Origin of the sequence: Kitasatospora sp. CMC57 (assembly GCF_045866025.2) — a bacterium.
Lineage (GTDB): Bacteria > Actinomycetota > Actinomycetes > Streptomycetales > Streptomycetaceae > Kitasatospora.
Window position 1 is genome coordinate 1,299,156 of sequence record NZ_AP035881.2, and the last position, 12,110, is coordinate 1,311,265.

Here is a 12,110-nt window from a genome sequence, read left to right on the forward strand (position 1 = left end):
TGCCGATCCGGCGAACCGGCGCACCACCCCTGGGCAGCACTGCTGCGATCCGGTAGCTTCGCTGACATCCGCTCGGGCAGACGGGAACGGGGGGCCACGGGTGCGGCAGTACAGCGGCCCGGCCGCGCCGGCCCAGGCCGTCGGCGGCCTCGCCGACTCGGTGTACGACACCGCCGAACGCTCTCCCGCCCTTGTGCAGTTGGACCGGTGGGAGCACGGCGGCTGGCGGTCGGTGACGGCGCTCCGGTTCCGGGACGAGGTGCTCGGCCTCGCCAAGGGACTGCTCAGCCACGGCATCCGGTACGGCGACCGGGTCGCGGTGATGTCCGGCACCCGGTACGAGTGGACCCTGTTCGACTACGCACTCTGGTCGATCGGCGCCATCCCGGTCCCGGTCTACCCCACCTCGGCGGCCGAGCAGGTGCGCTGGATCCTGGCCGAGACCCAGGCGGTGGCCTGCGTGGTGGAGCACGAGGACCACGCGATGACCGTCGGCGCGGTCTGTGACGCGCTCACCGAACTGACCTCGATCTGGCAGCTGGACCAGGACTGCGTGGGCACCCTGACCGAGGACGGCCGGGGCCTGCCCGACTCGCTGGTGCACCGTCAGCGGCTCGGCGTCTCGCCCGACTCGGTGGCCACCGTCATCTACACCTCCGGCACCACCGGCCGCCCCAAGGGCTGCCTGCTCACCCACGGCAACCTGGCGGCCGAGGCCGACGCCCTGCTCTCCGGCTGGGACCAGGTGGTCCGGGACACCGGCGGGGGGCAGCCCGCCAGCCTGGTCCTGCTGCCGCTCGCGCACGTGTACGGCCGGGTGGTGCAGATCGCGGCCGTCCGCGGCGGCATCCGCCTGGGCCACCACGCCGAGCTGACCACCGACTCGCTGCTGCCCGCGCTGGCCTCGTTCCGGCCGACCTTCCTGCACCTGGTGCCGTACGTCCTGGAGAAGGTCTACCAGCGCGCCCGGGAGGCCGCCGAGGAGGCCGGGAAGGCCGAGCTCTTCGCTCAGGCGGCCGAGGTGGCCGTCGAGTGGGCGGCCGCCAGGGAGCAGCGCGCCTTCGGGCGCGGTCCGGGGCCGAGCGCCTCGCTGCGGCTGCGGCACGCGGCGTACGAGCGGCTGGTGTACCAGCGTCTGCGCGGCGTGCTCGGCGGGCGGACCAGGGCGGTGATGTGCGGCGGCTCGATGCTCGGCCGGGAGCTGAGCCTGTTCTTCACCGGCATCGGCCTGGCCGTCTACGAGGGGTACGGGCTGACCGAGACCTCGGCCGCCGTCACGGCCAACCCGCCGGGCCGTCCCAAGGCCGGTACGGTCGGCCGGCCGGTTCCCGGTGCCGAGGTGGCGATCGGTCAGGACGGTGAGGTCTGGGTCCGCGGACCGTCGATCTTCGCGGGCTACCTGAACCACTCCCAGGACGTGTTCCACGAGGGCTGGTTGGCGACCGGCGACCTCGGCGCGCTGGACGAGGACGGCTACCTCACCATCACCGGCCGTAAGAAGGAGCTGATCGTCACCAGCAGCGGCAAGAACCTGGCGCCGGCCGTGCTGGAGGAGCGGGTCCGGTCCCATCCGTTGGTCTCCCAGTGCCTGGTGGTCGGCGACGACCGTCCGTACGTGGCCGCCCTCATCACCCTCGACCCGCAGGCGCTGGCACACTGGCTGAAGGCCAACGGCCGGGCTCAGCTCGACCCTTGGGGCGCCCTGGCGGACGAGGCGCTGCACGCCGAGATCCAGCGCGGCATCGCCGCCGCCAACACCACCGTCTCGCGTGCCGAGTCGATCCGCGCCTTCCGCCTGCTGCCCCGCGAGTTCGGCCCTGAGCAGGGCCTGCTGACCCCGTCGCTGAAGCTGCGCCGGAGCGCCATCGTCCGGCACTACGCGGAGGACATCGAGGAGCTGTACGGCAACTGACCACCGCCGAGCGGCCCTTGACGGACGGTCTGGTCCAGTCCACTGTATGGCCCGGCCCCGGACGCGATCCGGCGCCCGGCGTGTGTGCGGCAGGCCGGTCCGTCCCCCGCCCTCAGGGGAGTGCAGCGTTCTTCCCCCACAGGAGACCACTCGTGTCCACCACTCTGCGCCGCATCGCCGCCTGCGCGGCCGGTACCGCGCTCGCGGTCCTGGGCGCCACGGTGCCCGCCGCGCACGCCGTGGCCGCTCCGGCCGTCAACCTCGCCACCAACCCGGGCTTCGAGATCCCCGCCCTGTCGCTGGCGGACCAGGGCTCGATCCCCGGCTGGCAGTGCGCCGCCAGCGAGGCCGCGCTCGACACCGCCGTCCACAGCGGCGGCTCGGCCCTCACGGTGACCCCGGCCGACGACCACAGCAACGGCGAGTGCGTTCAGACCCTCGCGGTCCGGCCCGGCGCCAGCTACACCTACTCCGCGTGGGTGCGCGGCGACTACGTCTTCCTCGGCGCCACCGGCACCGGCAGCGACGTGGCGCCTTCCTGGGTGCGGTCCACCCGGGGCGGTTGGCAGAGGCTTACCACCGGCTTCACCACCGGCGCCACCACCACCTCGGTCAGGCTCTACCTGCACGGCTGGTACGGGCAGGGCGCCATCTCGGCCGACGACGTCGAACTGGCCGGTCCGGCCCCCGATCCGGCCTGGGCCACCTGGAACGTGCCGACTACGGACAAGGTGGTCTTCTTCACCGTCGACGACGGCTGGCAACGCCCCGCCGACGCGGTGCGGTTCACCGAGACCAACCGGCTGCCGGTGACCGCCTTCGCCCTGCCGATGCCCGCCGGCGCCGACCCGGAGTACTTCCGGCGGATCACCGCCGTCCCCGGCTCCTCGATCGAGGCGCACACCGTCTCGCACCGGGACCTCACCACGCTCTCCGCCGCCGAGCAGCAGGCCGAGATCTGCGACGCCCGGGATGCGGTGACCAGGCGGTTCGGCACGGTGCCGACCGTTCTCCGTCCGCCGTACTTCGCGTTCAACGCCGACACCCTGCAGGCAGCCGCCAACTGCGGCCTGCCCACGGTGCTGACCGCGACCGCGGACTACAGCTGGGGTCAGTCGACCAGCTACCGGGGCGGGCTGCAGGCCGGTGACGTGGTGATCTTCCACTTCGCCGACTCGCTGGCCGGCGACCTCCAGCGGGCACTGACCGACGCCACCGCGGCCGGCCTGACCGTGGCGGGGCTGCGCGACTACACCTCCTGAGACGTGCTCGGCGGCTCCTCCATCGCACCCGGTCACACCTCTGGTCACCGTCGCCGCCGTGCGGGAAGATCCCCCATCGAGCATCGCGCGTCCCGACCGGGCGTCTGCTCTGCCTGCCTTGGAGGAGCCTTGTCACGTTCCACCCCTGCGCCCAGACGCCTCACCCTGGCCCTCGCCGCCACCGCGGTCCTCGCCTCGGTGGCCGGCGTCACCGCTCCGCCCGCCCTCGCCACCAGCGCCCCGGTCGCCGGCCAGGCCACCGGGCGGATATTCATGGTCAACCCGGTGCAGTCCTCGGGTGACGAGAGCCTGACCGACGGCAAGGACGCGGACTCCGCCGTCCCGGCCTCCGCCTACACGACCGTCGCCCTGCGCAATCTGGACGCCAGTGGCGGCCTCTCCGGCCGCTGGGCCGTGGTCCGCTCGGAGACCGGCACACCGGCCCGCTCGGACACCGGCGACTTCCGCTACACCCGGGGTGCCGACCAGTTCGAGCAGGTGATGGCCTACTTCTGGGTCAACGAGGCGCAGGAGTACCTGCAGGGCCTCGGCTTCGGCAGCGAGCTGCGCGGCGCCAACGACCGCCCGCAGAACGTCCGGCTGAACCAGTGGGGCGCCGACAACTCCTTCTTCACCGACAAGAAGGACGAGATCCGCTTCGGCAAGGGCGGCGTGGACGACGCCGAGGACGCCGAGGTGATCGTCCACGAGTACGGTCACGCCGTGCACGAGGCCCAGGTGCCCGGCTTCGGCAGCTCGGAGGAGGCCGGTTCGATCGGCGAGGCCTGGGGCGACTACCTCGCCGTCTCGGTCGGCCTGGCCGCCGACGCCAAGTACGGCTGGCCGCGCAACACCCCCGAGGCGTGCGTCGCCGACTGGGACTCCGTCGGCTACACCTCCACCACGCCGCACTGCCTGCGCCGGATCGACAGCGGCAAGGTCTACGCCGACAAGGTCGGCGAGGTGCACGCCGACGGCGAGATCTGGTCCCAGGCGCTGTACGACATCCGCAGGGCCCTCGGCGCCCGCACCGCCGACCGGATCATCGTGAACGCCCAGTTCTCGTTCGCACCCGACACCAGCTTCACCGCGGCGGCCCTCACCACCGTCTCCACCGCGCGCGCGATGTACGGCGACAAGGCGGCCGCCGCGGTCCGCACCGCCTTCGCCGCCCGGCAGATCCCCGGCCTGTAGCCGGCGGGCCGAAAAGGGAACGGTCGTGCCCGCTGCCGCCCGCGACGGGCAGTGGGCACGACCGTCCGTGGATCAGACCCCGGCGGTGAAGGCCGGCAGGTAGCCGCCGATCTGGCCGGCTGCCTTGGGGTGGTAGCTCTCGTCCACCGGGAGCACGGTGCTGTTGAGCCAGACCGTGCTGCTCCCGCAGATCTCGTGGCCGGAGAACCGGCTTCTGACGTCCTCGTAGGTGAAGCCGGCGTTGGCCACCCGCTTGGCGATCACGTCGTCCAGCACGTCGGCCGCGCCGTTGATGGCGGCCCGCTTGGTGTCGCCGATCCCGAACACGCAGCTCCCGCCGACCTTGTAGAGGTGCGGGTAGCCGAGCACCACCACGTGGGCGTTGGGCGCCTTCTGGTGGATCGCCGCGTAGACCTGGTCGAGCAGCGGCGGCAGGGTGTTGGTCGCGTACGCCTTGGCGTTGTCGACCGCGGTGAGGCAGGCGCTCTCGCTGTTCAGCACACAGGTCTGCATGGTGTTGGCGAAGCCCGCGTCGTTGCCGCCGATGGTGAGGCTGACCAGCGTGGTGGAGGCGTCCAGCGGGCCGAGCTGGCTGTTCAGTACGTCGCCGGTGCGCGCGCCCGAACAGGCGGTGAACGCGAAGGCGGCGGGTGAGTTGGCGTTCTTCCACTGGTACGGATAGGCGTTGGTGCTGCGCTTGCAGTTGCCGCTCTCGCTGGTGTAGCTGCCTGCACCCACCCCGGAGGAGTAGGAGTCGCCCAGCGCGACGTAGCGGGCCGACGAGGCGCTGGCCGAGGGGGCCACGAAGAGGGTGGTCAGGGTGAGCAGGATCGCCGTGGTGGCGACGGACACGGCACGGGCAGGACGCACGAGTACCTCCACTGGAGTGACGCGGGTCACATTTGTGTACCAGGGAGTAGCTTCGCGGAACAGTGGCCATGCCAAAACTGTTGCGAGGATTCGCTCTTGTGGCACCGTCAGCCCGACGGTGTGTCAGATTCCGTTCAGACGAACGCCAGCCCGGCGGCCGGCAGTTCCTCGATGGCCTCCTCGGCGGCGAACGGCACGCCGAGCAGACGGGCCGCCAGCTCCACCGCCGCCCTGGCCTGCCGCAGGCCGGGATCGCCCCAGCCGAGCAGCTCGACCGCGAGACCCGGCGCCACCAGTAGCCGCCGGTAGTGCCGGCCGGAGGCCGGGTCGGGAGCGGTCGGGCCGACCCCTCGCAGCGCCGCGGCCATCCGCACCCGGGCGCACTCGTGGCCGCCGTTGGCCGAGCCGACCCGGTCGTACAGGTAGCCGAGGTAGTGCGCCGCGCCGATCACCGCCTGCGCCTCCTCCCCCGCCTCCCGGGCCAGCGCCGCGCCCGGGTCGCCCGCGTCCTCCGGCTCCAGCGAGCCGCCGGGCAGGCTGACCACGCCGTCCCGGGGGTTGACCAGGGTGAGCACCCGGCCGTCCGGCACGAACAGCCAGCCCCAGGACTGCTTGACCGGCAGCCCGTCGGGCACCTGCTCGCCGGGGCGCCACGGCCACCCCGCCGTCGGACGTCGCCGGACCCGGCCGAGTAGCTCGGCGATCTCCGCGCTGTACTCGATCCGGCTCATGCGTCCCCCTTCGGTCTCGGGCGCCGGTAGGCGTGCGGTGCGTGGTGTGCTCCTGGTGGTGCGCGCGGGCGCGCTGTCCCATGACAGCACGCCCCGACTGTTGATCTTCCCCGAACATCCGGTCGATGAACAGTCCTGGCCGCCGCCCGGGGCCCGGTCGGCCGCCCGCCGTTCAGCCGCCGGTCACCTCCGGCGGGAGGGGGAACCCGGCCCGGCCGACCGGCCCGGGCGGGCCCGCGCCCTCCGCCCCCAGCACGGCCTGCGTCTCCAGGGCGGACATCGGTCGCAGCCAGCCGTCCACCAGCACCCAGCCGGCCACCTCGCCGCAGGCCAGGTACAGCAGCAGCTCCCCCGACCCGTACCCGGCCACCGCCGCCGCCAGGGTGACGCAGAACGCCTCCGCCTCCCGGCCCAGCTCGGCCGGCCGCCCCGCCGCCACCAGCAGCTCGGCCGCCGCCGTCAGCTCCTCCCCGTCCAGCAGGCCGAGCGAACGGAGCGTCAGCCGGTGCCGCCCGTCCCCGGCCCCCGCAGCCAGCGCGAGGCAGACCTCGGAGACGTACTGCAGCACCGCCGTGACCCGCTCCTGCGGCTGCCGCTCGCAGCCGACCGCCGCCAGCAGCGCGGCGCAGCCGATCGAGATCCGCACCCTGGCCAGGTGGTCCTCGGTCAGCGCCGGGAGCAGCTCGGCCAGCCGCTGCCCGGTATACGCGAAGGGCTCACCGGCCAGCTCCGGATCGGCCGCGTACGCCACCTCGGCGACCGGGTCGGCCGGGTCGAGCAGGTGCTCGGCGCAGAAGTCCTCGAAGTCCACCGGCTCCAGCACCCGCAGGTGCACCGCCATCCCGTGCCCGTGCAGCGCCCGCAGCCGCTGCTCGGTGCGGCGCAGGTACGCCCCGTAGTCCGCCGCACCGAACAGGCCGCAGCCGCGCAACCGCGCGTACGCCGCCTCGTCGGCGGCCACCGCCAGCGCTACCGTCTGCCGCACCCGGCCGGGCTCCCCGCACCCGGCCCGCCGCCTGCTGCCGTACTTGTCCCTGCTGGTCATGCACCCTCCCGAGATGGAATCCGGCGGCCGGCCAGGACCAGGCCCCCGATGCCCGGAAACGTACACAGCGTCACTGACAGCCACGCTCCGCTACCGCCCTCCGCGTCTGTCGGCGGGAGCTGTGATACTCGGGGACGGTCCTGGTGAGTACGAGTGGGTGGGGGTTGGGACGTGCGGCTGCTGCACACCTCGGACTGGCACCTGGGCCGGTCGTTCCACCGGGAGAACCTGATCGGGGCCCAGCGCGCCTTCCTCGACCACCTGGTCTCGGTGGTCCAGGAGCAGGGCGTCGAGGCGGTGCTGGTCGCCGGTGACGTCTACGACCGTGCGCTCCCCGGGCTCGACGCGGTGGAGCTCTTCGACGACGTGCTGCACCGGCTCGCCGAGATCGGCGTGCCCACCGTCTTCATCAGCGGCAACCACGACTCGGCCCGCCGCCTCGGCGTCGCGGCCGGTCTGATCGGCCGGTCCGGCATCCACCTGCGGACGGATCCGGGCGCCGTCGCTGCGCCGGTGCTGCTGGCGGACGGGCACGGGCCGGTCGCCGTCTACGGCCTGCCCTATTTGGAGCCCGCGCTGACCCGGGAGCGGTTCGGCCTGGCCAAGGGCGGTCACGAGCAGGTGCTCGGCGCGGCGATGGACCAGGTCAGAGCCGATCTGACCACCCGTCCGCCGGGCACCAGGGCGGTGGTGCTGGCCCACGCCTTCGTGACCGGCGGCGAGGTCAGCGACAGCGAGCGGGACATCACCGTCGGCGGGGTGGCGAGCGTGCCCTCCGCCGTCTTCGACGGGGTGCACTACGCCGCCCTGGGCCACCTGCACGGCAGCCAGACGATCGCCCCGCACCTGCGCTACAGCGGCTCCCCGATCGCCTACTCGTTCTCCGAGGCCGACCACCGCAAGACCATGTGGCTGGTGGACCTGGCCGCCGACGGCTCGGTCACGGCCGAGCGGATCGACTGCCCGGTCCCCCGCCCACTGGCCCGGCTGCGCGGCCGGCTGGACGAGCTGCTGACCGAGGAGCGGTACGGGCGGCACGAGGACGCCTGGGTACAGGCCACCCTGACCGACCCGGCCCGCCCGGCCAACCCGATGGAGCAGCTCCGCAAGCGCTTCCCGCACACCCTCCAGCTGCTCTTCGAGCCCGACCCGGCCCCCGGCGACCGACAGGAGTCGTACGCCGCCAGGGTCAGCGGCCGGACGGACCTGGAGATCGCCGAGGGCTTCGTCCGGCACGTCCGTCCCGGCGGCGAGGCGGACGAGACCGAGCGGGCCTGGCTGCGCGAGGCGTTCGAGACCGTCCGCGAGCAGGGCGACCGGAAGGCGGAGCTGCCCCGATGAGGCTCCACCAGCTGACCGTGACGGCGTTCGGCCCGTTCGCGGGCACCGAGCGGGTCGACTTCGACGACCTGGCCTCCGCCGGTCTCTTCCTGCTCAGGGGCGCCACCGGCGCGGGCAAGAGCAGCGTGCTGGACGCCGTCTGCTTCGCGCTCTACGGCGATGTCCCGGGCGCCCGCAAGGGCAATCCGCTGCGCAGCGACCACGCCCCGGCCACCTTGCCCACCCAGGTCGAGCTGGAGCTCACCCTCGGCGGGCAGCGGCTGCGGATCGTCCGCAGCCCCGAGCAGCTGCGGCCCAAGCTGCGCGGCACCGGGCTGACCACCATGAAGCCGGAGACCCTGCTCAGCGAGTGGGTCACCGACGCCGGGGAGGGCGAGCCCGGCTGGCGGGCGCTCAGCCGCTCGCACCAGGAGGCGGGCGAGCAGATCCACCGGCTGGTCGGGATGAGCCGGGAGCAGTTCTGCCAGGTGGTGCTGCTGCCGCAGGGCGACTTCGCGCGCTTCCTGCGGGCCGACACCACCGAGCGGGCCAAGCTGCTCAGGCAGCTCTTCGACACCGGCCGCTTCGACCAGGTGGAGCGCTGGCTCACCGACCAGCGGGCCAGGCACGAGGCCACGGTCCGGGAGGGCAGGCAGCGGCTGCACTCGCTCGCCACCCGGGCCGAGGAGGCGGCCGGGGCCGCCGCCGTGCCGCTGGCCGAGCAGGTGCCGGAGAGCGCCGGGGCCGAGGAGTACCTCGGCTGGGCCGCGATCCTGCGCACGGACGCGGCCGAGCGGGCCACCGTCACGGCGCTCGCCCTGGACGCCGCCGAGCGGGCGCACGGCGCGGCCCAGCAGGCGCTCCAGCGCGCCACCGAGCTGGCGGACCGTCAGCAGCGGCACCGACAGGCCGTCGTCGACGCGGCCGAGTCCGCCCGCAGCGCCGAGCGGTACCGGCAGGACCGGGAGCGGCTCCGCACCGCCCAGCACGCCGCCACGGTCGAGCCGATGCTCCGCCACCACGCCGCCGCGGCCGAGGCCCACGCTGCCGCCGTCCGGGCCGAGCAGCACGGCCGGGCCGCCCTCCCCGACGCCACCGCCGAGGCGGGGGGCGACCAACTCGCCGCGTACGAACGGGAACTGCGCGCCGAGCTCGGCCGGCTCGACGCCGCCCGGGCCGACGAGCGGCGGCTCGCCGAGGCCGTCCGCGAGCGCGAGCAGGTGGGCCATGAACTCGGCCTGGCCGAGGAGGCGGCGGAGGAGGCGGCGGACTGGCTGACCGACTTCGACGCCCGCTTCAAGCGGCTCCAGGAGCGGCAGGCCGAGGCCCGTGCGGCGCAGGCCAGGGTCGAGCAGCTGGCGGACCGTCGCACCGAGCTCCGTGACCGCCTCGCCGCCGCCGCCGAACGGGACCGCCTCCGGGCCGGCCTCACCACCGCCGAGCGGGAGTTGGACGAGCGCAGGGCCGCCGCCAACGACGCCCGCGAGCACAGCCTCGACCTGCGCGAACGCCGCCTGGCCGGGATGGCCGCCGAGCTGGCCGGCCGGCTCGCCGACGGTGACCCCTGCCGGGTCTGCGGCTCCGTCGAGCACCCGGCCCCCGCCAGGCCCGCCGACGGCGGCCTGGTCAGGGCCGAGGACGAACAGCGGGCCACCGAGGCCCAGCAGCGGGCCGAGCAGCTCCGGGACGGCGCCGAGCAGGCCCTGCTCACGCTGCGGGTGGCCGAGGCGAAGGCCGTCGGCGCGGCGGGCGACCAGCCGGCCGAGCAGCTGCGGACGGCCCTCGCGGAGGCCGACCGGCAGCACCGGGAGGCGCTCGGCAGCGCCGACTCGCTCGGTCAGCTCGACCGGCAGCTCGACCGCTTGGTCGAGGAGCAGACCGCCAGGCAGGCTCGCGGGCAGGAGGCCCGGGGCCGCGCCACCGCCCTGACCACCCGGTTGGCTTCGCTGGCCGCCGAGCAGCAGGCGCTGACCACCCGGATCGGCGCAGCTCTCGGCGACGCCGCCTCGGTCGCCGCCAGGGCCACCGCCCTGACCACGCTGGCCGACACGGTCGCGGCCACCCTGGCCGCCGTCCGTGCCCGGGCCGAGGCCGAGACCCGTCTCGCCGCCGCGGCATCCGAGTTGACCGAGGTCAGCGCCGGGGCCGGGTTCGCCTGTCCGGCCGAGGCCGCGGCCGCCCTGCTGCCCGCTGCCGAGTTCCGGGCCCTACAGGGCCGGCTGGAGCACGAGCGGAGCGAACGCGAGGCAGTCGAACGCCGCCTGGCCGAACCGGAGCTGGTCGCGGCCGCCGCCCTGCCCCCCGTCGATCCGGCGGCCGCCCAGCAGGCCTACCAGCAGGCCACCGTCCGGCTCCGGGAGGCGTCCGCCGCCGACAGCGCGGCCCGTCAGCGGACGGCAGCGCTCGACCGCCTCGGTCGGCAGCTCGCCGAGCTGGCCGTCGCGCTCGGCCCCGCGCTGGAGCGGTACGAGCGGATCAAGCGGCTGGCCGAGCTGGCCGCCGGGACGTCCACCGAGAACGCCCTCCGGATGCGGCTGGAGTCGTACGTGCTGGCGGCCCGGCTGGAGCAGGTCGCGGCGGCGGCCAGCGGCCGGCTGGTCCGGATGTCCAGCGGCCGCTACACGCTGGTCCACAGCGACGGCCGGGCGGCCGGCAACCGGCGCTCGGGCCTGGCCCTGCGGGTGGTCGACGCCTGGACGGGGCTGGACCGGGACACCGCCACCCTCTCCGGCGGCGAGAGTTTCTTCGCCTCGCTCGCCCTCGCGCTGGGCCTGGCGGACGTGGTCACCGACGAGTCGGGCGGGATGCCGCTGGACACCCTCTTCATCGACGAGGGTTTCGGGAGCCTGGACGAGCAGGCGCTCGAAGAGGTGCTGGACGTGCTGGACGGCCTCCGGGAGCGGGACCGCGCCGTCGGCATCGTCAGCCACGTCGCCGACCTGCGCTCCCGCATCCCGGCCCAGCTGCTGGTCCACAAGGGCCGCCACGGCTCCACGCTCCGGGTCGCCGACCGCGAGGAGCACTGACGGGGGCGGCTCAGCCCGAGCAGGCGATCCGCTGGGCCTCCTGCCAGGCACAGACCGGGCAGAGCGTCACACCCGGTTGGTCCACCGGCAGCTCGGTCGGCTCCCCGCACAGCACGCAGTCGGCCCGGGGGCCGTCCCCGACGGCCGGGGTCAACGCCGCCACGGCGTCCACGGCGGGCGGCAGGTCGCACTGCTGGGTCTCGTCACTCATGGCGCCAGCCTACGGGCCGCCGGGCCCTGAGCGGCCGGACAGCCCCTAGCCGAGGAACGAGAGCCGCACGGTGCGCCGGGGGTTGTCGCCGTTGGTGTCCACCAGGACCACGGACTGCCAGACGCCGAGGGCCAGTTGGCCGTCTATCACCGGCAGCGTGGCGTGCGGGGCGACCAGCCCCGGGAGGACGTGGTCGCGGCCGTGGCCCGGGCTGCCGTGCCGGTGGCGCCAGCGGCCGTCGGCCGGGAGCAGCTCGCGCAGGACGGCCAGCAGGTCGTCGTCGCTGCCCGCGCCGACCTCGATAACCGCGACCCCGGCGGTGGCGTGCGGGACGAAGACGTTCAGCAGGCCGTCACGGCCGGGCGCCACGCTCTCCAGGAAGGCCGCGCAGTGGTGGGTGATGTCCATGGCCACCTCACCACTGCCGGTGGTGAGGTCGATGGTGCGGGAGTGGAAGGGGGTGTCCGCCATGCGCCCATCCTCGCACCCGGCGGCGGGTACGCGGAAAACCCGATGGACCGGCAGGTCCATCGGGTCGC

At 74.3% G+C, this 12,110-nt stretch carries 10 protein-coding genes; 5 read left to right on the forward strand and 5 right to left on the reverse strand.

The features are described from left to right. Nucleotides 1-100: 100 nt before the first annotated feature. The 3 genes from ACKUU6_RS05970 to ACKUU6_RS05980 all read left to right on the forward strand — a co-directional run bounded on the left by ACKUU6_RS05970 (nt 101) and on the right by ACKUU6_RS05980 (nt 4,368). Nucleotides 101-1,912: an AMP-dependent synthetase/ligase gene (locus ACKUU6_RS05970; protein WP_407987397.1), complete on the forward strand. Its 1,812-nt coding sequence runs from the start codon at nt 101-103 to the stop codon at nt 1,910-1,912. Nucleotides 1,913-2,064: 152 nt separating this feature from the next. After that, nucleotides 2,065-3,174, forward strand: coding sequence for a polysaccharide deacetylase family protein (locus tag ACKUU6_RS05975; RefSeq protein WP_407987398.1), 1,110 nt, complete (start codon nt 2,065-2,067; stop codon nt 3,172-3,174). A 129-nt stretch (nt 3,175-3,303) separates the two neighbouring features. Continuing rightward, entirely contained in the window at nt 3,304-4,368 is a 1,065-nt protein-coding gene (locus ACKUU6_RS05980; RefSeq protein ID WP_407987399.1) for a M36 family metallopeptidase, read from the forward strand. Between the two features lie 72 nt (nt 4,369-4,440). Here ACKUU6_RS05980 and ACKUU6_RS05985 read toward each other — a convergent pair whose 3' ends face one another. The 3 genes from ACKUU6_RS05985 to ACKUU6_RS05995 form a co-directional block, all read right to left on the reverse strand. Then, complete coding sequence (locus ACKUU6_RS05985) at nt 4,441-5,238, reverse strand: SGNH/GDSL hydrolase family protein (protein ID WP_407987400.1); 798 nt, start codon at nt 5,236-5,238, stop codon at nt 4,441-4,443. Nucleotides 5,239-5,372: 134 nt separating this feature from the next. Further along, nucleotides 5,373-5,969, reverse strand: coding sequence for a hypothetical protein (locus ACKUU6_RS05990; protein WP_407987401.1), 597 nt, complete (start codon nt 5,967-5,969; stop codon nt 5,373-5,375). Nucleotides 5,970-6,141: 172 nt separating this feature from the next. Then, nucleotides 6,142-7,014 carry a hypothetical protein gene (locus ACKUU6_RS05995; protein WP_407987402.1) on the reverse strand — a complete coding sequence of 291 codons (873 nt, stop codon included), beginning with the start codon at nt 7,012-7,014 and terminating at the stop codon, nt 6,142-6,144. Nucleotides 7,015-7,185: 171 nt separating this feature from the next. Between ACKUU6_RS05995 and ACKUU6_RS06000 the strand changes: the two genes are divergently transcribed. Next, nucleotides 7,186-8,355 (forward strand): exonuclease SbcCD subunit D, encoded by a 1,170-nt coding sequence (locus tag ACKUU6_RS06000; RefSeq protein WP_407987403.1) that lies wholly within the window; start codon nt 7,186-7,188, stop codon nt 8,353-8,355. Next, nucleotides 8,352-11,360 (forward strand): AAA family ATPase, encoded by a 3,009-nt coding sequence (locus tag ACKUU6_RS06005; RefSeq protein ID WP_407987404.1) that lies wholly within the window; start codon nt 8,352-8,354, stop codon nt 11,358-11,360. The genes ACKUU6_RS06000 and ACKUU6_RS06005 overlap by 4 nt, the downstream gene beginning before the upstream one ends. A gap of 10 nt (nt 11,361-11,370) precedes the next feature. Here the strand turns inward: ACKUU6_RS06005 and ACKUU6_RS06010 are convergent, their stop codons facing one another. Together ACKUU6_RS06010 and ACKUU6_RS06015 are read right to left on the reverse strand one after the other, a co-directional pair. Further along, complete coding sequence (locus tag ACKUU6_RS06010) at nt 11,371-11,571, reverse strand: hypothetical protein (RefSeq protein ID WP_407987405.1); 201 nt, start codon at nt 11,569-11,571, stop codon at nt 11,371-11,373. Nucleotides 11,572-11,616: 45 nt separating this feature from the next. Continuing rightward, nucleotides 11,617-12,042 carry a YjbQ family protein gene (locus ACKUU6_RS06015; protein WP_407987406.1) on the reverse strand — a complete coding sequence of 142 codons (426 nt, stop codon included), beginning with the start codon at nt 12,040-12,042 and terminating at the stop codon, nt 11,617-11,619. Between the last annotated feature and the right edge of the window lie 68 nt (nt 12,043-12,110).